The organism is Thioclava marina (assembly GCF_002020135.1).
Classification (GTDB): domain Bacteria; phylum Pseudomonadota; class Alphaproteobacteria; order Rhodobacterales; family Rhodobacteraceae; genus Thioclava; species Thioclava marina.
On the sequence record NZ_MPZS01000003.1, the window covers coordinates 97,391 to 119,957 of the forward strand.

Here is a 22,567-nt window from a genome sequence, read left to right on the forward strand (position 1 = left end):
GCAGCATTGAGGGCAGTAATGATGAATCATCAAGTCCTCGGGCATGGCGCCCGGGCTTTCCACCGCAACGGCGCGGTATTTCTCGTCAAGCGCCCCATGAGGGGCACAGCGGCAACGGGGCTGCACCTTCGGATCGCTCGCGATCCGCGGAGATGCTCCCGTTTCTTCCCGCGCATTCTCCGGACGATTTCGGCCTCGGCCGCCCCAGTCACTCACGGAGACCGCGCATGGAAACGCAGAAACAAAAACTGGTCATCATCGGCAACGGCATGGCGCCGGGGCGGATGCTCGAACATCTCTTCGATCTGACCGACGCTTACGAGGTCACGATCTTCAACGCCGAGCCGCGGGTCAATTACGATCGCATCATGCTCTCGCCGGTGCTCTCGGGCGACAAGAGCTATGCCGACATCATCATTCACGGCCAGGGCTGGTATGACGAGCACGGCATCACCCTCCACAAGGGCGAGAAGGTGGTCGAGATCGACCGCGTCGAGCGCAGGGTGATCTCGGACAAGGGCACTGTCGAACATTACGACAAGCTCGTGATCGCCACCGGTTCGCAGCCGTTCATCATCCCCGTTCCGGGCAAGGATCTGCCGGGCGTGCTCGCCTATCGCGATCTCGACGATACCGAGGCCATGGTCGCGGCGGCCAAGAAGGGCGGCAAGGCGGTGGTGATCGGCGGCGGTCTTCTCGGCCTCGAGGCGGCGGCGGGGCTGCGCCTGCGCGGCATGGACGTGACCGTGCTGCACCTGATGCCCTCGCTGATGGAGCGCCAGCTCGACGAAGCTTCGGGATACCTGCTGCAGCGTGCGCTCGAAGCGCGCGGGATCGACGTGAAATGCCGCGCCAACACCAAGGCGATCCTTGGCGCCGACAAGGTCGAGGGCGTCGAGCTGGAAGACGGCACCGTGCTTGAAGCCGATCTCGTGGTGATGGCCGTGGGCATCCGTCCCAATTCCGGCCTCGCCAAGGAGGCCGGGATCGAGGTCAATCGCGGTATCGTCACCGACGCGACGATGCGCACCTCCGATCACGCGATCTACGCGCTCGGCGAATGCGCCGAGGTCGATGGACGCGTCTATGGCCTCGTGGCGCCGCTTTACGAGATGGCAAAGGTTGCGGCCCATGCGCTCGCCGGGGAAGAAACCAGCGGGTTCAAGCATTCCGAGACCCCGACCAAGCTCAAGGTCACGGGCTGCGATCTCTACTCGGTGGGAGATTTCGCCGAAGGGGAAGGGCGCGAGGATATCGTTCTGCGCGATGCGCAGCGCGGCAGCTACAAGCGCGTCATTCTCAAGGATAACAAGATCATCGGCGCCGTTCTTTATGGCGATGTGGCCGATGGCGGCTGGTTCAACGAGATGCTGCGTGCCGCGACCGATGTCTCGGACATGCGCGATACGCTGATCTTCGGTCAGGCCCATCAGGGCGGCGGCAGCTTCGATCCCGTGGCGGCAGCCGCGGCCCTGCCGGACGACGCCGAGATCTGCGGCTGCAACGGTATCTGCAAGGGCCAGATCGTCCAGTCGATCACCGACAAGGGCCTCACCGCGTTGAGCGAGGTGCGTGCCCATACCAAGGCCTCGGCCTCCTGCGGTACCTGTGCGAACAATGTCGAGAACCTGCTCAAGGCGGTGCTGGGCGATGCCTTCGAGAAGAAGGCGGAAGGAATGTGTGGTTGCACGCCGCTCGGTCACGGTGAGGTGCGCCGCCTGATCAAGGCCCGCGAGCTCAAGTCGATCCCCGAGGTCATGCAGGAGCTCGAATGGTCGAGCCCCGAGGGCTGCGCCAAGTGCCGCCCCGCGCTGAACTACTACCTGGTCTCGGACTGGCCGGGCGAATACGAAGATGATTACCGCTCGCGTTTCATCAACGAGCGCGTCCACGCCAATATCCAGAAGGACGGCACCTATTCGGTCGTCCCGCGCATCTGGGGCGGCAAGACCTCCGCCGCCGAACTGCGCGCCATTGCAGACATTGCCGAGAAATACGACGTGCCGGAGGTGAAGTTCACCGGCGGCCAGCGTATCGACCTTCTGGGCATCAAGAAAGAAGACCTGCCGGGCATCTGGGCCGATCTGAATGAGCACGGCATGGTTTCTGGCGGCGCCTATACCAAGGGGCTGCGCACGGTGAAGACCTGCGTGGGTCAGGAATGGTGCCGTTTCGGGACGCAGGATTCGATGGGGCTCGGGATCAAGCTCGAGAAATTCCTCTGGGGGTCCTGGACGCCCGCGAAACTCAAGCTCGCCGTCACCGGCTGCCCGCGTAACTGCGCCGAGGCCACCTGCAAGGACATCGGCATCATCTGCGTCGATAGCGGCTATCAGATCGTCTATGGCGGCGCGGCGGGCCTGCATATCCAGGGCACGACCGAGCTTGGCATCGTCGCCACCGAAGAAGAGGTGATCGAGATCACCGCCGCGCTCACCCAGCTCTACCGCGAAGAGGGCTTCTATCTCGAGCGGATCTACAAATGGGCCGATCGCGTCGGCTACAACCGGATCAAAACCATCGTGCTCGAGGACAAGGAAGCGCGCCGCGAGTTGCACGACCGCTTCGTCTTCTCCCAGAAATTCGCGCAAGTGGACCCCTGGGCCGAGCGCGTCGCGGGCAAGGACGCCCACGAATTCAAACCTATGGCAGAATTCAAGCTGGAGGCAGCGGAATGAACGCGCAAGTCGAAAACTGGGTCGCGATCGGCCCGCTCTCCGAAATTCCCCGCCAGGGCTCGCGCCGCGTGCTCTGGGGGCAGATCAAGATCGCGGTGTTCCGCATGTCGGATGACCGTGTCTACGCGCTCGAGGACAAGTGCCCGCACAAGAACGGGCCCCTGAGCGAAGGGATCGTGCATGAAGGCTGTGTCACATGCCCGCTCCATAACTGGGTGATCTCGCTCGAGACGGGCGCCGCACAGGGCGCAGACGAGGGCCAAACCCGTACTTTCCCCGTCAGGGTCGAGGACGACACCGTCCTGATCGCATTCTGACGGCCTCCCACCACATCCAACATCGAGGGACGCAAACGATGTCTTATGTTCAACCGAAGGAATTCGCCGCGAAGATGGTCGACGCCGGTGAATCGAAAGTCTTCATGTCGACCAAGGATACCCTGATCCGCGCCTATATGGCGGGGGCCATCCTCGCACTGGCGGCCGCCTTCGCGGTCACCATCGCGGTCAATACCGGCAACTTCCTCGTAGCGGCGCTGCTGTTCCCGGTGGGCTTCTGCATCCTCTACCTGCTCGGCTTCGACCTGCTGACCGGCGTGTTCACGTTGGCGCCGCTGGCGCTGCTGGCCAAACGTCCGGGCGTGACGATCGGCGGTGTCCTGCGCAACTGGGGCCTCGTGTTCGTCGGCAATTTCGGCGGTGCGCTGACCGTGGCCGTCTTCATGGCGATCATCTTCACCATGGGCTTCAGTCAGGAACCCAATGCTGTCGGCCAGAAAATAGGCAAGATCGGCGAGGCCCGGACCTTGGGATATGCCGCTGCCGGCGCTTCGGGCATGCTGACCGTCTTCATCCGCGCCGTGATGTGCAACTGGATGGTCTCGACCGGCGTGGTCGCGGCGATGATGTCGAACTCGGTCTCGGGCAAGATCATGGCGATGTGGATGCCGATCCTGATCTTCTTCTACCTCGGCTTCGAGCATTCGATCGTCAACATGTACCTGTTCCCCTCGGGCATCATGCTCGGCGGCCAGTTCACCTGGGTCGACTACTTTGCTTACAACGAGATCCCGGTCGTGCTGGGCAACCTCGTGGGCGGCCTGACCTTCGTGGGCGGCATGATCTACGCCACCCACTTCCGCGAAAGCCCCAAGCGCAATGCCGCGAAGTCCGAAGGCAGCGTCGGCGTCCCCGCTGAATAAGCCTTCGACAGCCCGCAAGCCCCGTCACCCTTCCCGGCGGGGCTTGCACCTTTTCATCCTCCTGTTGTGAAAGGTCCGACCGCCATGCCGAGGGACAGCGCCAGCCAGACCCGTCTCGAGGTCACGCTCGGCCAGTTCGCGAGCGCGGGCCGCAAGGAGAGGATGCAGGATTTTCATGGCGCGGCTCTGCCCGAGGGCATCGAGCGGCGCCTCAAGGGGATCGTTCTGGCCGTAGCCGACGGCATCTCCCCGAGCCCGGTCAGCCATGTCGCCGCCGAAAGCGCGGTGAAGGCGCTGATGGGCGACTATTTCGCGACCTCGCCCGCCGAGACAGTGCGCTCCGCGGCAAGCAAGGTGATTGCCGCGACCAATAGCTGGCTTTACGCCCAGACACGCCATGCCGGGATCGACGATCCGGACCGCGCGCATATCTGCACGCTCAGCGCGCTGATCCTGAAGGCGCGTCGGGCGCATCTTTTTCACATGGGAGACACCCGCATCTGGCGGCTCTCGGGCGCGGCACTCGAGCCCCTGACCGAAGATCACACGGCCCCGGGCGGGGGATGGCTGACGCGGGCGATGGGGCTCGCGCCGCAGATCGAGATCGATTATCGCCACGTCGATTTGCGTGTGGGCGATGTCTTCATGCTCACCAGCGACGGGGTTCACGCTTATTGGGATATGCGCGCGGTGGCCCGCCGGATCGCGGAGTCGAGCGATCTAGATCAGGCCGCGCGCGAGATCGCCGAGGCGTCGCTCACCGCAGGGTCGCCCGACAATCTCACCATCCAGATCGTGCGGATTGAGGCGCTGCCCGATCCCGAACCCGCCGATCTCATGCCCGAAGCTGCCCACCTGCCGGTGATCGATCCGCCCGCGCCGGGCGAGGAGATCGACGGCTACCGTATCCTGCGCGCGTTGCACGGCAATGACCGTTCGCATGCCTTTCTCGCCGAGGACGGCCAGGGACGGCAGGTGGTGCTCAAGTTCCCCGCCTCCGAGATGCGCGAGCGCCCCGATCACCTGCGTGCGATGATGGCCGAGGAATGGATCGCACGGCGCTTCGCCTCGCCCTACCTGATGACCGCGCCGCCCGCCCGCGAGCGCACGGCCTTCTACGTCGCCTCGGATTACATCCCCGGCCAGAGCCTGCGCCAATGGATGCGCGACAATCCCCGTCCCGATGCCGAGAGCGTGCGCGAGATCGTCGAACAGATCGCCCAGGGGCTGCGGCTGATGCATCGCCGCGAGATCCTGCATCAGGATCTGCGCCCTGAGAATATCCTGATCGGGCGCGACGGGGTTGTGCGGATCATCGATTTCGGCTCGGCCTGGGTTGCAGGCGTCGCCGAAGCGGGGCCGGCGCGCGACGAGGATATCCTTGGCACCCAGCAATACAGCGCGCCGGAATATTTCTCGGGCGAGGCGATCAGCTGGCGCGCCGAGATGTTTTCGCTGGGCGTCATCGCCTATGAGATGCTCACCGGCCGTCTGCCCTTTGGGGCGCAGGTCGCACGGATTTCCTCGCCGCGCGATAGGCTGCGACTTCGCTATCGTCCGCTCACCGATCTGCGCCCCGATCTGCCCGACTGGATCGACGCCGCGCTAGAGCGTGCCACCCATCCCGATCCCGCGCGCCGCCCCGATGCCTTGGGCGAGTTCATCGCGGACCTGCGCCGTCCCGCAGCCGATTACGTCGCGCGCAACCGTCGTCCCCTCATCGACCGCGACCCGCTCGCCTTCTGGAAAGGGCTGAGCACGGTTCTGGGGCTCGCAGTGGTGATCTTGCTCGCGAACTTGCTCGCATAACCCCGAATGGCCCGCCAGAGGCCGCTACTGACAGGAGAGAGACGATGACGATGATGATCCCCGATATTCTCGACAAGGAAGACGTGACCGTGATGATCATCGCGGCCCGCAAGAAGCTCGGGCTGAAATGGGCCGAGATTGCCGAGAAGATCGGCATGTCCCCGGTCTTCACCCATTCCGCTTGCATGGGCATGAACGCCTTCCCGGCGGAAAAGGCGAAAGCGCTGTGCGAGGTGCTGGGCCTTCCGGGCGAGGCGGCCGAGGTGCTTGCCGAAAGCCCCACCAAGGTCTTTGACCAGACCGTGCCGACCGATCCCTGCATCTACCGCTTCTACGAGGTGGTGGGCGTCTATGGGCCGACGCTCAAGGCGCTGATCCACGAGGAGTTCGGCGACGGGATCATGTCGGCCATCGATTTCGACATGTCCGTGACGCGCGTGTCGCACCCCAAGGGCGACCGCGTGAAAGTCGAGATGTCGGGCAAATACCTGCAATACAACGCCTGGTGAGGCGAGGCGGGCGCGCGCAGTCGTCCGCGCGCGCCCGCTATCCAGATCGGGTCTTCCCGGTCAGATCCCCTTGGCCAGGCTCTGCGCGATGAGCGCCGCGCGTGTCTTTTCCAGCGAGGGATGGATCAGTGCGTTCTCGATCGCGGCGACCTGCTCGTAATCGAGCGCGTCCAGCGGCTTGCCGCCTGCAAAGGGCGTGGCGCGGGAGATGTCGAAAGCGCTCAGATGCGGGTCCGAGGGCATGTAATACGCCGGATCAGGCCCCGATTTGGCAGCGCTCGACGCGCCATTGGGCATCATGTCTTGCGGTGACGGGCCACTCGCGGCCGATGCGGCCAAAGCGCCGAAAGCGCTCATCGCCATCGCGAGGCCGAGCCGGGTCAGAGTGCGGCTGAAAAACATTGTCTACCTTTCCTTCAGAATGGCGAGGATCGTGGCTTTCTTGTCGGCCTCGTCGGTGCGTTGAACGAGTACGGATTTGATCACCGCGATCTGGCGAGCCGAGAGGTTCGACAGGTCCACATCCCCGACGAGTTCATGGATGCGCTGGATCTCGAGTTGCGAGAGCGGTTGGCCGGCAAATACGCTTTGAGGGGAAAGCGCCGGCAGGGCGGCGACCCCAAGGGCCGCTATCAGGGCAAGGTGTTTCATCGCGAAAAACTCCGGACTGGTACTGGCCTCATGATGGCGGAGCGCATGGGCAAAGCAAGACGGGGGGCATGCAAGTTTCGGTGAACGGCGCCCGCGCCCGCTTGACGTCAGGGGAAACGCGGGGGCTTCCCTGACTGCAAAGCCTTGTGATACCATGGCAAAAAATGAACGGGGCAAACTCACGACCCCGAAAAACGAGCAGGATAAAGCAGGTATGAGGGCCGGGTATCAGGGCACCTTCGTCATTTCGTGGGCGCAAACAGAGATCGACGGCACGCCGGAGCCGCCGACAGAGACCGTCATCATCGGCGCTTGCTGGCGTTGGTCGGGGCAGGCGGTCTGCGTCGATGGCCCCAATGACCGGCTGATCCTGCGCAACGCCCGTGGCGAGGCCGAACTGCGCGCCAAGGCCGCGCGGGCCGTTCGCAAGCTCCTGGGCGAGGCGGTGGGCCAGCCCGGGATCGGCACGCGCGAGGATGAGGACCACACGCCCAACCAGAGCTTTACCCTCACCGATGGCCATCGCGCCTATTTCGTGACTCTGATCGAGCTGCCAGAAAGCGGCACCCGCATCCTGATGTTCGCAGGCCGTATGCCGCCCGCGCAAACCGACCTCTGGGTCGTCGATCGCGCGCTTGACCTGCGCCCGAAAGAGCTGCGCAAGGGACCGGCGGGGGTGATCTGTTTCACGCCCGGAACGCTGATCGAGACCGATCGCGGACGTCGCCCCGTGGAGGCGCTGCGCGAGGGCGACAGGGTGTTGACCCGTGACGATGGTGCGCAGCCAATCTGCTGGATCGGGCAGCGCCGGATCTCGGGCGCGCGGCTGCATGCGATGCCGCATCTGCGCCCGGTGCGGATCGGTGCCGGCGCCTTCGGCATCGGGCGCCCAGATCGCGACCTGATTGTCTCGCCGCAGCATCGGATGCTGGTGCGCGGGGCCGCCGCGCGCGCGCTTTTCGCTGAAGAAGAGGTTCTGGTGCGCGCCTGCGATCTGGTGAACGGCCGCCAGATCCGCTTCGAGGCGGCGATCCCCGAGTTGCATTACATCCACTTGATGTTCGAGCGCCACGAAGTGCTCTGGGCAAACGGCGTCGAGACCGAGAGCTTCCACCCCGCCTCGACCCGAATCGAGATGATCGCGCCCGAGCAACGGGCGGGGCTGATGGCGATCCTTCCCGATGTGTCGGAGAACCCGCTGAGCTATGGCGCCTATGCGCGCCGCGCGCTCAAGGCCTCCGAGGCAGCGATCCTGCGCCACGATCTCGCCGCCTGATCCCCGCACCTCGGTTTCCGCGCCTGACGCACAGTTTCGTGCGCATTTTGCGCCTTTTCTCTCGCGCCCGCGGGCCCTAGCCTTGGGTCAAAGGAGACCTCCATGACCAGACCCGTCGTCGGCATCATCGGCAATCGTGGCCTCGTGAATGACCGCTATCCCGTTCATGAGGGCGGGCAGATCAATTCCGAGGCCGTGAGCAAGGTGGCCGATTGCATCCCGCTGCTGATTCCAGCCGATCCCGAATACGTCTCGGTCGAGGAGCTTTGCGAAGTCTGTGACGGGTTCCTGCTGACCGGCGGACGGCCCAATGTGCATCCGGCCGAATATGGCGAGGAACCCACCGAGAAACATGGCACCTTCGATCGCGCCCGCGATGCGATCACCCTGCCGCTGGTGCGCCGCTGCGTCGAGACCGGCCAGCCCTTTTTCGGCATCTGCCGGGGCTTTCAGGAAGTGAATGTCGCGATGGGCGGCACTCTCCATCCCGAGATCCGCGAAATTCCGGGCCGGATGAATCACCGCATGCCCCCCGAAGGCACGCTGGAGGAGGCTTTCACCAATCGCCATATCGTGCATCTCGTCCCCGGAGGGCGTTTCGCGACGCTTCTCGGAGCGGATGAGGTGACCACCAACACGCTGCACGGGCAGGGGATCTGCCAGCCGGGGGCGCGTATCGTCATCGAAGGGCGCGCCGAGGATGGCACTCCCGAGGCGATCTACGTCAAGGACGCACCGGGTTTCACGATGTCGGTGCAATGGCATCCCGAATGGCAGGCGGCGGAAGATCCGGTTTCGCGTCCGCTATTCGAGGCTTTCGGTGATGCGGTCCGCGCCTGGGCTTGCGGCGAACGTCCCGCGGCCTGTGTGGCCTGATACCAAACCTATCTGGGAGAAGAGAATGAAGCGCTCGCGCGTCAATGAGATCATGGCCGAGGCCGAGGAGATGATCCAGGAGTTCGGCTTTCGTCTGCCGCCGTTCGCCTGGTGGAGCCCGGCCGAGTTCAAGGCCCGCCTGCCGCAGGCCCAACGTATCGTCGAGGCCGCGATGGGCTGGGATATCACCGATTACGGGCAGGGCGATTTCGACAGGCTCGGTCTCTTCCTCTTCACGCTGCGCAACGGCGATCTGCGCGACCTTCAGGCAGGGCACGGCATGGCCTATGCCGAGAAACTGCTGATCTCGCGCCGCGATCAGATCAGTCCGATGCACACCCATGTCATCAAGGCCGAAGACATCATCAACCGGGGCGGGGCGATGCTCGCGATCGAGCTTTATGGCTCGGATGCGGAGGGTAATTTCTGCGAGAGCGCCGGCGGGCAGGTGATGTGCGACGGCGTTCCGCGCCGCTTCGAACCCGGCGAGGTGTTGATGCTGCGCCCCGGAGAAAGCGTCACGCTGCGCCCCGGCGACTGGCACGCCTTCTGGGGCGAGGGCGGCGATGTGCTGATCGGCGAGGTCTCGACTGTCAATGACGACAAGACCGACAATATCTTCCGCGAAGATATCGGGCGGTTCTCGGAGATCGAGGAAGACGAGGCGCCGCGCCACCTGCTGGTGAGCGATTACGACAAATTCCTGTAATCAAAGGTATTTGGCGGCTTCCTTGCGGGCGAAGGGCTTGAGCCTTTCGCCATGATCCGCGAGCCAGGCGCGCACGCGCTCGGGGTCTTTCTTTCCCAGCTCCCGCAGCCACCAGCCGATCGCTTTCTGGATGAACCAGTCGCGGTCATCGGCCAGTTGCATAGCCCAGCCCAGAACCTCGTCCCGCACGACCTCATCCTCTGGCTTGGGGTTGCGCTGCTTGGTCCAGGGCAGGGTGAAGACGAAGGCGGCGCGCCGGGTCCACATGTGATCCGAGCGCACCCAGTCCGCCACCTCGTCGAGCCGCGCAGGCTCGGCTTGCAGCCGTTTCGAGCCCGCCTTGGCCACCTGATCGGCAATCGCCCAGGCGTCGAATTGCGGCACCCAACCTGCGATGAGGTCCCAAGCCGCTTCATCGGGGCGCAGCCGGGCCTGCGTCAGCAGCTTCGCCGCCGCGATACGGGCCTCGTGAATGTCGGTGTCCCAAAGCGCGCGGGCCAATTCCACGCGCCCCGCGACGTCCAGTTGTCCGCGCCAGAGCGACACCATGTCGTCAATCGCCGGAACGGACACGCCCAGATACCGCCGCTCCGCCTTGTGATAGGCGGCCATCTCGGCGGCTTTCCCTGCATCCTCCCAAGCCTCGAGCGCATGGAGTGCGTCCTCAAGCGTGGGCGGCGGGCCGACCGGCGCTTCGTCCTCTTCGGGTTCCTCGAAACTCTCGTAATCCACTTCCGAGGCTGCATAGGCCTCGGCCTCGGCGCGAAGGCGCGCGTCTTCGACGGGGTCGAGCGGGGCGAAATCCTCTGCGCGCGGGCGGGCGATGCGCTTCTTGCCGCGTTTCCGGCTCATTCGACCGTCACCGATTTCGCGAGGTTCCGCGGCTGATCCACATCCGTGCCCTTCGCGACGGCCGTGTGATAGGCCAGAAGCTGCGCCGGGACAGCATAAAGGATCGGCGCGAAAGGTTCAGCGATTTCAGGCAGTTGAATCTGCGCCCAAGTGCCGTCTCCGGCGATCTGAAGTCCCTTTGCATCCGAAGCCAACAGCACCATCCCGTGACGCGCCATCACCTCCTGCATGTTCGACACGGTCTTGTCGAAGAGCCGGTCATGCGGCGCCATCACGATCACCGGAACCGAGCGGTCGATCAGCGCAATCGGCCCGTGTTTGAGTTCGCCCGAGGCGTAGCCTTCGGCGTGAATGTAGCTGATTTCCTTGAGTTTCAGCGCGCCTTCAAGGGCCAGAGGATACATCGGCCCACGCCCCAGGAAGAGGATGTCCTGCGCCTCGGCGAGGCTCTCGGCGAGCTTCGCGATCGGCTCCGAAAGGCTCATCGCCTGGTTCAGAAGGCCGGGAAGGCTGCGCAGCGCCTCGGTATGTGCGCTCAAGATTTCATCGTCGATCTGCCCCCGGTCGCGCCCGGCTTTCAGCGCCATCACGGCAAGGACCAGAAGCTGCGCGGTGAAGGCCTTGGTGGAGGCCACCCCCACCTCGATGCCTGCAAGGATCGGCAGCGCGATATCGGCCTCGCGCGCAATCGAGGAACTGGGCACGTTCACCACGGCCACCGTCTTGGCGACATTCTCGGCGCAGTAGCGCAGCGCCGCCAGCGTGTCGGCCGTCTCGCCCGACTGGCTGACGAAGATCGCGAGGCTGCGCGCTGACAGAGGCGGTTCGCGATAGCGGAATTCCGAGGCCACGTCGATTTCACAGGGAATGCGGGCGAATTCCTCGAACCAGTATTTGGCCACTGCGCAGGCGTAATGCGCTGTACCACAGGCGATCAGGATAATCCGGTCGATGTTGGAAAAGTCCAATTCATCGGGCATGTTCAGCCCCGATTTCGGCAGATAATGTCGCAAAGCATCCGCCAGGACGACGGGTTGCTCGGCGATCTCCTTGGCCATGAAATGCTTGTAGCCGCCCTTCTCGACCTGCGCCTGACCGAGGTCGATGCGTTGCTCGTCGCGGTTCGCGCGGCGGCCCGAGGCGTCGAAGATCTCCGCGCCTGCGCGAGTGACGAAGGCATAGTCGCCCTCTTCGAGATAGGTGATCCGGTCGGTCATCGGCGCCAGCGCAATCGCGTCCGAGCCCACGAACATCTCGCCATCGCCATGTCCGATCGCCAAGGGCGAGCCCTTGCGCGCGGCGATCATCAGGTCGTCCTCGCCATCGAAGAGCCATAGCAGAGCGAAAGCCCCCTCGAGCCGCCCGAGCGCCTCGACCGCAGCCTCCTTCGGACCCATGCCCCGATCCATGAACATGCGGGTGAGAAGGGCAACGGTTTCGGTGTCGGTTTCCGTTTCGGGACTGATCCCGGCTTCGGCCAGCTCGGCGCGCAGTTCGCGAAAGTTCTCGATGATGCCGTTATGGACGACCGCGACCGGGCCGGAGCGATGCGGATGGGCATTTCCGGCCGTCGCCGCGCCATGCGTGGCCCAACGGGTATGGCCAATGCCCGACTTGCCTGCGAGCGGCTCATGCACCAGCAGGTCCGAGAGGTTCACCAGCTTGCCGACCGCGCGACGGCGGTCGAGATGCCCATTGTTAACCGTCGCGATCCCGGCACTGTCATAGCCGCGATACTCCAACCTCTTGAGGCTCTCGACCAGCAACGGTGAGACCTCGTGATTTCCCAAAACACCAATAATTCCGCACATATATCAGGCTTTCTTCAGGCGCCGTTCTTTCTCGGCGCACAGTTTCGCAAATAGCTTTTTCGCCAATCCGGGGCGGTTCACCTGCTCGGCGCGTTCGATCGCGATGGCCTCGGCGGGCACATCCTTCGTGATCACCGAGCCCGAGCCCGTCAGCGCCCCGTCGCCGACCGTCACCGGAGCCACGAGCATCGTGTCCGAGCCGATGAATGCGTTCGCGCCAATCGTGGTGCGATGCTTCATCACGCCGTCGTAATTGCAGGTCACCGTGCCCGCTCCGATATTCGTATGCTCGCCGATATCGGCATCGCCCAGATAGGTCAGGTGGCCGACCTTCACGCCTTCGGCGAGGATCGAATTCTTCACCTCGACGAAATTGCCGATATGCACGTCTTCCGCCAGTTCCGCGCCGGGGCGCAGGCGGGCGAAGGGACCGACGGTCGCCCCGCGCGAGATATGGCAGCCTTCGAGATGACAGAATGCCTCGATGGTGGCGCCGGATTCGATGGTCACGCCGGGGCCGAAGACCACGTTCGGGCCGATCACCACGTCGCGCCCGATATAGGTGTCGAGCGCAAACCAGACGGTTGCAGGATCGACCATCGTCACGCCGTTTTCTTGCGCCTCGGCACGCATCCGTTCCTGGAACAGCGCCTCGGCGCGGGCAAGCTCGGCGCGGGTGTTGATGCCGAGCGTTTCCGCCTCGTCGCAGGTCACGACTTCGGCCGTGAGGCCGCGCTCGCGCGCCGCGGCAACGATGTCGGTGAGGTAATATTCGCCGGCGGCATTCTCGTTCGACAGCCCCGCGACCAGTTCGGTCAACAGCACGGCATCACAGGCAATCACGCCGGAATTGCAAAGCGTTATTGCGCGTTCTTCATCCGACGCGTCCTTGAACTCGACGATCCGGTCCAGCGCGTTGCCGCGTGCGACCAGCCGTCCGTAGCGCCCCGGATCGGCCGCCTCGAAGCCCAGCACGGTCACCGCCGCATCGGAGGCTGCAAGACGCTCCAGCGTCTCGGGGCGGATGAAGGGCGTGTCGCCGTAAAGCACGATCACGCGTCCATCGAACCCGTCGAGCCTGGGCAGGGCCTGCGCTACGGCATGGCCGGTGCCGAGCTGTTCTTCCTGCAACACGATTTCCGCCTCGGGGTCGATCTTGCCCACCGCCCTCTTCACCAAATCCGCACCATGGCCCGCCACGACGATCACCGTCTCGGGTTCGAGCGCGCGGCCTGCGGCCAGCGCATGGGCCACCAGCGGCGCGCGGCCGACCTGATGGAGCACCTTGGGCAGGTCAGAGTTCATGCGGGTGCCTTGCCCCGCGGCGAGAGTGATCAGTGCAATGGCCATGAGAAACCTTTTCTTCTGCTCGCCCCCGTTTTACGCATTGGCAACTTTGCCGCAAGTGGGGTGTCTTCACGCTTCCTTTCGCGGTGTTACGAGCGACAAAAGGAGAGCCGATGCGTACGGTGGTTTTCGATCTCGATGGCACGCTTGCCGACACGTCGGGCGATCTGATCGCGGCGGCCAATGCCTGCTTTGCCGCGCGGGGCCATGCGGCTCAGCTCGACCCGGCCAGCGATGCGCTGATCGCTTTTCACGGCGGGCGCGCGATGCTGACGGCAGGGTATGACCGGCTGGGCGTGCCCGAGGCCGAGCGCGAGGAACTGATCGAGGCCGATTACTATCCGCTTCTGGCCTATTACGGCGAGAATATCGACCGTTACACCACGCTTTATCCCGGCGCGGTCGCAGCGGTGCAGACCTTGCGCACGCAAGGCTACGCCACCGCGATCTGTACCAACAAACCCGAGGGGCTGGCGCGCGATCTGCTGGCGAAATTCGCGATTTCCGACCTCTTCGATGCGCTGATCGGCGCCGATACGCTGCCGCTGCGCAAGCCCTCGCCCGAGCCCTATCATGCGGCGGTCGAGCGGGCGGGCGGGACTGTGGCGGCCTCGCTTCTCGTGGGCGACACCAATACCGATCGCGAGACCGCGCGTGCGGTGGGCGTGCCGTGCATCCTTGTCACGTTCGGCCCCGAGGGGCGCGCCATCGAGCGTCTCGCGCCCGAGGCCTTGCTCGATCATTTCGACGCGCTGCCCGATCTGGCCGCGCAGATGCTCGGGAGCGCTTGACAGGGCAGGGCGCGCGGCACAGCCTGCGCGCCTCTCCTCCGCGAAATCCCATGCACAGTCCCCAGATCGCCCCCGCCAAGCGTCACGCCACCGCTTTCGTCCTGATCGCGGTGTTTCTCGACATGGTGGGCTTCGGGCTGATCATCCCGGTGCTGCCCTCGTTGATCGCGCAGGTGGGCCATCTCGATCTCGCGCAGGCGAGCCGGATCGGCGGCTGGATGTTCGCGGCCTTCTCTCTGGCGCAGTTTCTCTTCGCGCCGCTTATGGGGAACCTCTCGGATCGCTTCGGCCGGCGCCCGCTCCTGCTGCTCGCGATCGGGGGGCTGGGGGTCGATTATCTCTTTCATGCGTTCGCCCCGACCGTGTTCTGGCTGTTCGTGGGGCGGATTATCGCCGGGGTCTGCGGCGCTTCCTACGTGATCGCCAACGCCTATCTCGCCGATGTCACTCCCCCGGCCGAGCGCGCCCGCGCTTTCGGCCTGATCGGGGCGGCCTTTGGCTTCGGGTTCATCGCGGGCCCCGCCCTGGGCGGCTTTCTGGGCGAGCTTGGCCCGCGCGTGCCCTTCCTCGTGGCGGCGGCACTGTCGGGGTTGAACCTGCTCTACGGCATCTTCGTGCTGCCCGAGAGCCTGCCACCCGCGCTGCGACGCCCCGTGAACTGGCGCGCCTGCAACCCGCTGGGCACGCTCGCGGTGTTTCGCCAATATCCGGGCGTCTTGCCGATGGGCGCGGCGCTTGGCGTCTATCTCTTCGCCTCGGCTGTCTATCCGGCGATCTGGCCCTTCTGGGGCATGGCGAAGTTCGGCTGGTCCGAGGGGCTGGTCGGACTGACGCTGGCGGGCTACGGCGTCGTCGCGGCGCTGTTTCAGGGCGGGCTCGCGGGCCCGCTTGCACGGATTTTGGGCGAAGCGCGCGTGGCGGGGATCGGCCTTGTGCTCGGCGCGGTTCTGGCCGTGGCACTGGGCCTGTCGAACAGTCTCGCGATGGTGCTGATCGTGCTCGTGGTGACAGGGATCGAGGGGCTGGTTCAGCCCATGATCTCCTCGCTGATGTCGAATGCCGTGCCCGAGGATGCACAAGGCGCGCTGCAAGGCGGGATCTCGGCGGTGATGAACCTTGCTATGCTGCTGGGCACCTTGTTCTTCACCCAGATCTTCGGGATATTCCTCGCCGAGAACGCCCCGGTGCGCACGCCCGACATGGCCTTCTATGTTGCGGCCATCATTCTTCTGGGCGCGTGGGCGCTGTTCTGGCGCGCAAGGAAACTGTGAGCGATGGACGAGATCTTCACCGGCAATTTCACCCAGCAGGAGCCGATCCCCGAAGACGCGATCGCGAAGGCCGTGGAGGTCATGCGCTCGGGCCGTCTGCACCGCTACAACGCTGGCCCCGGCGAGGCGGGCGAGGCGGCGCTGCTCGAGCAGGAATTCGCCGCCTTCACCGGCGCGCGCTATTGCCTCGCGGTCGCCTCGGGCGGCTATGCGCTGGGCTGCGCCCTGCGTGCGCTTGGCGTCGGGCCGGGCGAGAGCGTGCTGACCAACGCTTTCACGCTCGCCCCCGTGCCGGGCGCTATCGCCGCTCTCGGCGCTCAACCCGTTTTTGTCGAGACGACCGAGAACCTCGCCATCGATCTCGAGGATCTGGCGGCCAAGGCCCCGTTGGCGCGGGTGCTGTTGCTCTCGCATATGCGCGGCCATATCTGCGATATGGATCGCCTGATGGAGATCGCGCGCGCCCATGATCTGACGGTGGTCGAGGATTGCGCCCATACGATGGGGGCTCATTGGGCCGGTGTTCCCTCTGGCCGCCATGGCGTGGTGGGATGCTATTCGACCCAGACCTACAAGCACATGAATTCCGGCGAGGGCGGGCTGATCGTCACCGATGATGCAGAGTTGGCCGCTAAGATGATCCTGCTGTCGGGAAGCTACATGATGTATCCGCGCCATCTCGCGGCTCCCGGCCCGGACGTATTCGAGGCCCTCAAATACGACACCCCCAATGTGTCGGGCCGGATGGACAACCTGCGCGCCGCGATCCTGCGCCCGCAATTGCCGACGCTGCCGGACCGGGTCGCGCGCTGGAACAGCCTCTATCGCGTGATGGAGGCGGGGCTTGCCGACACGCCCGGCCTTGCACTCATCGCGCGCCCGCAGGCCGAGGCCTATGTCGGATCGTCCTTCCAGTTTCGTCTGCCGGGGCGAGACGCGACATCGATGCGCGATCTGGTCGCGCGCTGCGCCGCGCGTGGGGTCGAGCTCAAATGGTTCGGCGCGCCCGAGCCCGCAGGCTTCACTTCGCGCCATGACAGCTGGCGCTATGCCGAGGCGCAGAGCCTGCCCAAGACCGATGCGATCCTGGCGAGCCTGCTCGATCTGCGCCTGCCGCTGACTTTCACCGAAGAGGATGCGGGCCAGATCGCGCGCATTATCCGCGCCGAAGTTCTGGCCTGAGGGGGGAGGGGCGCTGCCCCTCTTTCCTTCGGAAATTCACCCCGAGATATTTGGATCAAGAAGAAGCGGCGCGGGGTTTCTCTTCTTCTTGACGAAAATATCTCGGGGAGTCTCCGAAGGAGACGGGGGCAGCGCCCCCGGTCTGACAGGCGGTCCTGGGAAAAAACGGTCGGTTGTCGGTTCGGCTCGCGCCGCAGGCAGTGATCGGGTGCAACGCCTCCTATCCTGTTCCAACGCTTCCAGTGCGGATTTGTGCGAGCCCCTGGACGCGGTTGCACCATTTCGGACCCGCGCTGCGTCGCACCGCTCAAATCGCGGGTTTGCGGTGCAAGGTGCCTTGCTCATAGGCGTAGGCGCATTGGATCAGGAGGTGTTCGCTCCATTGCTTGCCAAGGAAGATAAGCTCGAACGGCGCGCCCGAGGCGTAGTAGCCCGCCGGAACGGTGATCCCCGGGATGCCCGCGATGTTCAGCTCCCCGACGGTCGTCTCGAGGATCGCGTCGCCCGAGTGAAGGCCCGGTAGTTCGCACAGCATCTGCGGATAGACGAGCGCGTCGAGCTGGTGACGCGCAAAGACGTCCTCGATCAGGAGCAGGTAGGCGCGCTTCAACGCGGTGAACTCGGGCAGCGCGGGCGGCGTCGCCGGAGATTTCACGGCCTCGACGAAATCGGGAAGCTCGTTGAGGAAGCCAAGGATCGCCCCCTTCGCGAGCACGTTTTCGTATTTCGTGGCCTCGACGAATTCCTCCCAGGTCTTGATCGCGGCATCGGGGCCGAGCCGTTCGAGATATTTCGTCATGTCATAGGGGATCGATTCCAGTCCCCGACCGTCGAAGAAGGGCGTGCCGGGTGTGATCTGGCGGTAACTCGCGAAATCCGTGCCCGCGAACGGGTCGAGGATAAGCTCTGCGCCCAGATCGGCCAGCTCGTCGATGGTGCGGGCGTAGAGATCGCTGGCCTCAGGGGACAGTTCGTTCTTACGCCATCCCGGCCCGTAGAGGCCGAGCCGCTTGCCCTTCAGCGCGTCCTTCGACAGGCCCGAGGCGTAGCCGCCGTCGGGGATCTTGTCGACGCAGGCGAGCGTCTTGGGATCTTCGGTGGTGAAGCCCGCCAGCACATCGAGGCCAAGCGCCGCATCGGTCACGTTGCGCGCAATCGGCCCGACCACATCGCGATTGCTCGAGAGCGGCACGACCCCGGCATTCGGCACCAGCCCGATCGTCGGCTTGATGCCCACGAGCCCCTGCGCCGAGGCCGGGTTCTGGATCGACCCGCCGGTTTCCTCGGCAAGCCCCATGACGCACATATGGGTGGCGACCGCCGCCGCCGTGCCCGCGCTCGACCCGCCCGGCGCGCGGTCCTCGATCGCGGGGTTGATGGTGGGGCCGGCCCAGCTGTCATTGGCATGCGTGCCCGTCCAGCTCAGGATCGGCACGTTGGTCTTGCCGAGGATGACCGCATCGGCCGCGCGCATCCGCGCCACCACGGGGCTGTCGCGCTCGGGCATCAGATCAACCCCGCCCGCTCCCGAATAGAGCAGCCGCCAACCCGCCGTGGTGGGGATGCCGGCCATGTCCATCGGATCCTTCACGACGATCGGCACCCCGGCCAGCGGGCCGAGTGCCTCGCCCGCTGCGCGCCGGCGGTCGATCTCGCGGGCGGTGTCGAGCGCAGCTTCGTTCTCGAAGATGATCGCGTTGTATTTTCCGTTCAGCGCCTTGACCTGGTCGATGCAGGCCCGCGTTAGCTCCTCTGCGGTGAACTGCCCCGAGGCCAGCCCCTCCCGGACGGTGGTGACGGTGAGCGTTCCGAGATCCGGCAGATCGGGGTTCGTTTGGGTGGACATGAGAGACTCCTTTTCCGTTTGGCGGGCAAGATGCCGCCAACGCCCGAGCCGTGCGGGCTGGCTCCTAGGTGACAAGGCTCGGTCCGTTGCGCGCAGCCGCGCCCACATGAGGGACCGAAGCCGGGAAGAAAAAGGTCGTCTCTGCCCGCGAAGCTGCCTTCAAAGGCAGTGACGACAAGGGAGCGAGCCGCGCGACAAGGGATCGGCACGCGGCCCGAGCTCATTCGGCGATGCCGACGATCGACTTCAGGACCGAGGCCCCGACGGTGTATTTCGGGTCGACCATGTTGCCGAGGCGCACGCGGCCGCACTGGGTCAGCAGCATGTAGGCGTCGATCTCGTCGAAGCCGAAATCGGCGGCCATCCAGCGGATCAGCTCGCGATAGGCACCGCGCGCAGCATCTTCCATCGGACGCGCCGAGCCGACCGTCATGTAGAACTCTTCGTTCTCGAGGCGCGGCGTGCGGATCGTCCAGTTCTTGATCAGGTCGATGCGCACGGTGGTGACAGTCGGATGCTCGACCGCGACGCCGCAAAGCTCACCATCGCCCTGCGCGGCATGGCAATCCCCGAGGAACAGGTAGCCGCCCTCGGCTTGCACCGGCAAGTAGACGACCGCGCCGGGCGCGACATCAGGCAGATCCATGTTGCCGCCGTAATAGTCCGGCACCAGCGACGAGATCGCCTCGGCGATCGGAGCCGTGCCGATCGTGCCGATGAAGGGCTCGTAGGGTAGGCTGATCTTGTCGTTCCATTTCGTGCCTTCCTCGACGGTGATGTCGAGCTTGCGCACCACTTCGGGCAGCGGCGCGGTCAGAAGCGCGGTCTCGAAGGTGGGAACCAACCCGCCGAATTCGGGCATGATCACGGTGGTGCCCCGCGGCTGCGGACCACGCGGCACGATGCTTTCGATATAGACCGCGATCGTGTCGCCCGGTTCGGCGCCGTTGACGTAGATCGGGCCGTTCTGCGGGTTCAGGAAGGGGAAGTTCAGGATCTCGGTCGGCTTGTCGGATTCCGACTTGATCGCGCCCTCGAAAGCGTCATGGGTCTCGGCGCTGACCACGGTGCCCGGATCGACGGTCAGGACCGGCTCGATCCCGGCGGTGTAGATGTAGGGATAGCTTCCCTGTTCTTCCTCGGTGATCGTGCGCGTCTCGAGGGCCTGACCTTTCGCCACGCCCTTGCGCGCCATGATGGACTCTTCAAACCAGCTCATAAGTTGCTCCTTTCATTTTGAATTTCTGGAAAGTGTTTCGGCGGATCAGACCGACAGGTATCGTCGAATCGTGTCGCGATCCTGCAACATCTCGCGGTCGAGCTCGGCCACGATGCGGCCCTTGTCCATGACGTAGCAGCGCTGCGCCATTGCCCGGATCATATCGACATTCTGCTCGACGAAGACGACGGTCACGCCGGTCTCGCGGTTCAGCTCGACCATGATGCGCGCGATGTCCTGCACGATGTTCGGCTGGATCCCCTCGGAGGGTTCGTCGAGCAGGATCATCGAAGGGTCGCCCATCAGCACCCGCCCGATGGCGAGCTGCTGTTGCTGACCGCCCGACATCGTGCCCGCGCGCTGATCGGCGCGTTCTTTGAGGATCGGGAAATAGCGGTAGATCTCGTCGACCTTGCCGGGGGTGGACTTGCCCGCGATGCTTTCGCCGACGAGCAGGTTTTCGAGCACGGTCATACGCGGGAAGACATCGCGCCCCTGCGGCACGTAGCCGATGCCCTTGCGCGCCCGGTTATGTGCGGAGACGAGGTCGATAGAGGCACCGCGCAGGTTGATCGAACCCCTGTCGGTCGGCAACAGCCCGATCAGCGTCTTCATCAGGGTCGATTTGCCGACCCCGTTGCGCCCGATCACGGCGACGATCTCGCCCTCGCGGACCTGAAAATCGACGCCTTGCAGAACCGGCTTGCCGCCATAGCCCGCATTGAGCGCGATCACGTCGAGAAGGACTTCCTTACGCATCAACTTCTCCCAGATAGATGGCGGCGACACGTTCATCGGCAGTGATCTCGTCGATGGTGCCCTGCGCGAAAATCTTGCCGAAATGGAGCACGGTAACCTGGTGGGCGATCTGGCGCACGAAGGCCATGTCGTGTTCGACGGCCAGCAAGGTCATGCCCTCGCGGTTGAGCTCCTGAAGCATCTCGCCGGTGGCGAATGTCTCGTCAGGGGTCATCCCGGCGGTCGGTTCGTCCAGCAGCAAGAGGCGCGGCTTCAGTGCCACCGCCATGCCGATCTCGAGCCACTGTTTCTGACCGTGGCTGAGATTTCCCGCGAGCTGCTTGCGGTCCTGCGAGAGTTTAAGGAACTCCAGCAGCCGGTCGATCTCCTCTTGCAGGATCTCGGGCGCGACATGGTGCTGAAGCGCGATCGTCAGGTTCTGCTGGACACTCAGTTCCTTGAAGATGCCGGGCACCTGGAACTTCACGCTGATCCCCTTGCGGATGCGCTCGAAGGGCTTCGCGCGGGTGATCTCCTCGCCGTCATAGAGAATCTCGCCGCTATCGGGCAGGTGCTCGCCCAGGATCAGCTTGAAGAAGGTGCTCTTGCCGGCGCCGTTGGGACCGATCAGGCAGTGCATTTCTCCGGGCTGGAGCGCGAAATCGACATTGCCCGTGACGTGAAGCCCGCCGAAATGCTTGTTGAGCTGGCGTGTTTCGAGAATGGCCATCACCGCTCTCCTTCCAGTTTGGATTTCCGGCGCATGAAGGGCGAGAGCAGCGCGATCACGATGCCACGCGGGGCGATCAGAACGGTGATCACCAAGAGCGTCCCCATCACGATCAGCGCGTATTGGCTGCCGTAGATCGTGAGCGACTGGAACACGATGAGGACGGCGAGTGTGCCGACCAGCGTTGTGGTGAGGTCCGAACGGCCGCCGACCGCGACCCAGACGATCGGCAGCGAGGCCGCCGTCATCCCCATCGATGCGGGCGTGATGTAGTTGCCCCAGGAGGTGTAGAGCACCCCCGAGAGACCCGCGAGCGCGGAGCCGATCACGAAGGTTGCGAGCTGATACTTGCGCACGTCATAGCCCAGCATCTCGGCGCGCATCGGGTTCTCGCGGATCGCCACGATGACATTGCCGAAGCGCGAATTCACGAGGATGCGCAGCCCGAGATAGCAGACCAGCAGCAGCACCAGCGTGACGTAATAGAGGGTCACGTCCGGGTAGAGGACGATATTGCCGCCCGGCCACGGGATCGTCAGCGAGGGCATCGCCCCCATGCCGTTGAACCCGTTGAGCCGCGCCTTGCCGATCGCCCATTCCGGCCCCGCCGTCTGCGCCATGAAGCGTTCGAGCACCAGCGTCACCGAGAGCGTCACGATGCCAAGGAATACGCCGCTGATCCGGCCGAAGAACAGGAAATAGCCAAGGATCGTCGCGAAGAGCGCGCTGATGCCCACGGCGAGAACGAGCGAGATCAGCGTCAGCCCATAGGCGTCTCCGAGGTTGATCGTCAGGACCCCGTAGGCATAGCCCGCGACCCCGAAGAAGGCGGTCTGGCCGAAGCTCAGCGCCCCGCCATAGCCCCAGATCAGGCTCAGCCCCATCGCCATGAAGAGCCAGTTGAAGAAGTAGACATTGTTGCCCACGTCGTAGCTGTCGGCGAAGAACGGATAGGCGCAGGCGGCCAGCAGGACGACGCCGAAGCCAGACCAGAATTTCGGTCCCTTGCCGAGGGTTTGCGGCCCCTCGATGAGCTTCAGGAAGGAAGTGAAACGGGATGCGCTGCTCACG

General features: G+C 64.6%; 21 protein-coding genes. 11 read left to right on the plus strand and 10 right to left on the minus strand.

Features of this window, described 5'->3' with window-relative positions; genetic code table 11:
• Positions 1–227 precede the first annotated feature (227 nt).
• The 5 genes from nirB to cynS all read left to right on the plus strand — a co-directional run bounded on the left by nirB (position 228) and on the right by cynS (position 6,197).
• On the plus strand, positions 228–2,678 hold the full coding sequence (nirB, locus tag BMG00_RS14770) for a nitrite reductase large subunit NirB (RefSeq protein ID WP_078574887.1): 2,451 nt from the start codon (positions 228–230) through the stop codon (positions 2,676–2,678).
• Positions 2,675–2,995, plus strand: a complete 321-nt coding sequence (gene nirD / locus BMG00_RS14775) for a nitrite reductase small subunit NirD (protein WP_078530102.1) — start codon at positions 2,675–2,677, stop codon at positions 2,993–2,995. The genes nirB and nirD overlap by 4 nt, the downstream gene beginning before the upstream one ends.
• Before the next feature lie 38 nt (positions 2,996–3,033).
• Entirely contained in the window at positions 3,034–3,879 is an 846-nt protein-coding gene (locus tag BMG00_RS14780) for a formate/nitrite transporter family protein (protein ID WP_078574888.1), read from the plus strand.
• A gap of 84 nt (positions 3,880–3,963) precedes the next feature.
• The gene (locus BMG00_RS14785; protein ID WP_078574889.1) at positions 3,964–5,688 is read left to right on the plus strand and encodes a bifunctional protein-serine/threonine kinase/phosphatase; all 1,725 of its coding nucleotides are present in this window, start codon (positions 3,964–3,966) and stop codon (positions 5,686–5,688) included.
• A gap of 44 nt (positions 5,689–5,732) precedes the next feature.
• Positions 5,733–6,197, plus strand: a complete 465-nt coding sequence (cynS, locus tag BMG00_RS14790) for a cyanase (protein WP_078530099.1) — start codon at positions 5,733–5,735, stop codon at positions 6,195–6,197.
• A 60-nt stretch (positions 6,198–6,257) separates the two neighbouring features.
• Here the strand turns inward: cynS and BMG00_RS14795 are convergent, their stop codons facing one another.
• Together BMG00_RS14795 and BMG00_RS14800 are read right to left on the minus strand one after the other, a co-directional pair.
• Positions 6,258–6,599, minus strand: a complete 342-nt coding sequence (locus BMG00_RS14795; RefSeq protein WP_078574890.1) for a hypothetical protein — start codon at positions 6,597–6,599, stop codon at positions 6,258–6,260.
• A gap of 3 nt (positions 6,600–6,602) precedes the next feature.
• Positions 6,603–6,848 carry a hypothetical protein gene (locus BMG00_RS14800; protein ID WP_078530097.1) on the minus strand — a complete coding sequence of 82 codons (246 nt, stop codon included), beginning with the start codon at positions 6,846–6,848 and terminating at the stop codon, positions 6,603–6,605.
• Between the two features lie 214 nt (positions 6,849–7,062).
• On the opposite strand from BMG00_RS14800, the gene BMG00_RS14805 reads away from it, so the two are divergent.
• The 3 genes from BMG00_RS14805 to BMG00_RS14815 all read left to right on the plus strand — a co-directional run bounded on the left by BMG00_RS14805 (position 7,063) and on the right by BMG00_RS14815 (position 9,709).
• A complete protein-coding gene (locus BMG00_RS14805) occupies positions 7,063–8,124 on the plus strand; it encodes a Hint domain-containing protein (RefSeq protein ID WP_078574891.1) in 1,062 nt (353 codons plus the stop codon).
• Positions 8,125–8,226: 102 nt separating this feature from the next.
• Entirely contained in the window at positions 8,227–9,000 is a 774-nt protein-coding gene (locus BMG00_RS14810) for a gamma-glutamyl-gamma-aminobutyrate hydrolase family protein (RefSeq protein ID WP_078574892.1), read from the plus strand.
• Between the two features lie 25 nt (positions 9,001–9,025).
• Positions 9,026–9,709: a D-lyxose/D-mannose family sugar isomerase gene (locus BMG00_RS14815; protein WP_078574893.1), complete on the plus strand. Its 684-nt coding sequence runs from the start codon at positions 9,026–9,028 to the stop codon at positions 9,707–9,709.
• Here the strand turns inward: BMG00_RS14815 and BMG00_RS14820 are convergent, their stop codons facing one another.
• The 3 genes from BMG00_RS14820 to glmU are packed head-to-tail and all read right to left on the minus strand — an operon-like array spanning position 9,710 to position 13,722.
• Positions 9,710–10,561 (minus strand): DNA alkylation repair protein, encoded by an 852-nt coding sequence (locus BMG00_RS14820; RefSeq protein ID WP_078574894.1) that lies wholly within the window; start codon positions 10,559–10,561, stop codon positions 9,710–9,712.
• On the minus strand, positions 10,558–12,372 hold the full coding sequence (gene glmS, locus BMG00_RS14825; RefSeq protein ID WP_078530092.1) for a glutamine--fructose-6-phosphate transaminase (isomerizing): 1,815 nt from the start codon (positions 12,370–12,372) through the stop codon (positions 10,558–10,560). The genes BMG00_RS14820 and glmS overlap by 4 nt, the downstream gene beginning before the upstream one ends.
• Before the next feature lie 3 nt (positions 12,373–12,375).
• The gene (gene glmU / locus BMG00_RS14830) at positions 12,376–13,722 is read right to left on the minus strand and encodes a bifunctional UDP-N-acetylglucosamine diphosphorylase/glucosamine-1-phosphate N-acetyltransferase GlmU (RefSeq protein WP_078530091.1); all 1,347 of its coding nucleotides are present in this window, start codon (positions 13,720–13,722) and stop codon (positions 12,376–12,378) included.
• A gap of 110 nt (positions 13,723–13,832) precedes the next feature.
• Between glmU and BMG00_RS14835 the strand changes: the two genes are divergently transcribed.
• Genes BMG00_RS14835 through BMG00_RS14845 form a run of 3 tightly spaced genes read left to right on the plus strand, consistent with a single transcriptional unit; the run spans position 13,833 to position 16,963 of the window.
• Positions 13,833–14,510 carry an HAD-IA family hydrolase gene (locus BMG00_RS14835; RefSeq protein ID WP_078574895.1) on the plus strand — a complete coding sequence of 226 codons (678 nt, stop codon included), beginning with the start codon at positions 13,833–13,835 and terminating at the stop codon, positions 14,508–14,510.
• 50 nt (positions 14,511–14,560) lie between these two features.
• Positions 14,561–15,781 carry a TCR/Tet family MFS transporter gene (locus tag BMG00_RS14840; RefSeq protein ID WP_078530089.1) on the plus strand — a complete coding sequence of 407 codons (1,221 nt, stop codon included), beginning with the start codon at positions 14,561–14,563 and terminating at the stop codon, positions 15,779–15,781.
• 3 nt (positions 15,782–15,784) lie between these two features.
• Positions 15,785–16,963, plus strand: a complete 1,179-nt coding sequence (locus tag BMG00_RS14845; protein ID WP_078574896.1) for a DegT/DnrJ/EryC1/StrS family aminotransferase — start codon at positions 15,785–15,787, stop codon at positions 16,961–16,963.
• A 307-nt stretch (positions 16,964–17,270) separates the two neighbouring features.
• Here the strand turns inward: BMG00_RS14845 and BMG00_RS14850 are convergent, their stop codons facing one another.
• The 5 genes from BMG00_RS14850 to BMG00_RS14870 form a co-directional block, all read right to left on the minus strand.
• Positions 17,271–18,809 carry an amidase gene (locus tag BMG00_RS14850; protein ID WP_078574897.1) on the minus strand — a complete coding sequence of 513 codons (1,539 nt, stop codon included), beginning with the start codon at positions 18,807–18,809 and terminating at the stop codon, positions 17,271–17,273.
• 220 nt (positions 18,810–19,029) lie between these two features.
• Positions 19,030–20,028 carry an acetamidase/formamidase family protein gene (locus tag BMG00_RS14855; protein ID WP_078574898.1) on the minus strand — a complete coding sequence of 333 codons (999 nt, stop codon included), beginning with the start codon at positions 20,026–20,028 and terminating at the stop codon, positions 19,030–19,032.
• A gap of 45 nt (positions 20,029–20,073) precedes the next feature.
• Complete coding sequence (locus BMG00_RS14860) at positions 20,074–20,787, minus strand: ABC transporter ATP-binding protein (protein ID WP_078530085.1); 714 nt, start codon at positions 20,785–20,787, stop codon at positions 20,074–20,076.
• Complete coding sequence (locus BMG00_RS14865; RefSeq protein WP_078530084.1) at positions 20,780–21,496, minus strand: ABC transporter ATP-binding protein; 717 nt, start codon at positions 21,494–21,496, stop codon at positions 20,780–20,782. The genes BMG00_RS14860 and BMG00_RS14865 overlap by 8 nt, the downstream gene beginning before the upstream one ends.
• Positions 21,496–22,566, minus strand: a complete 1,071-nt coding sequence (locus BMG00_RS14870) for an ABC transporter permease subunit (RefSeq protein ID WP_078574899.1) — start codon at positions 22,564–22,566, stop codon at positions 21,496–21,498. Before BMG00_RS14870 ends, BMG00_RS14865 begins: the two co-directional genes overlap by 1 nt.
• Position 22,567 lies beyond the last annotated feature (1 nt).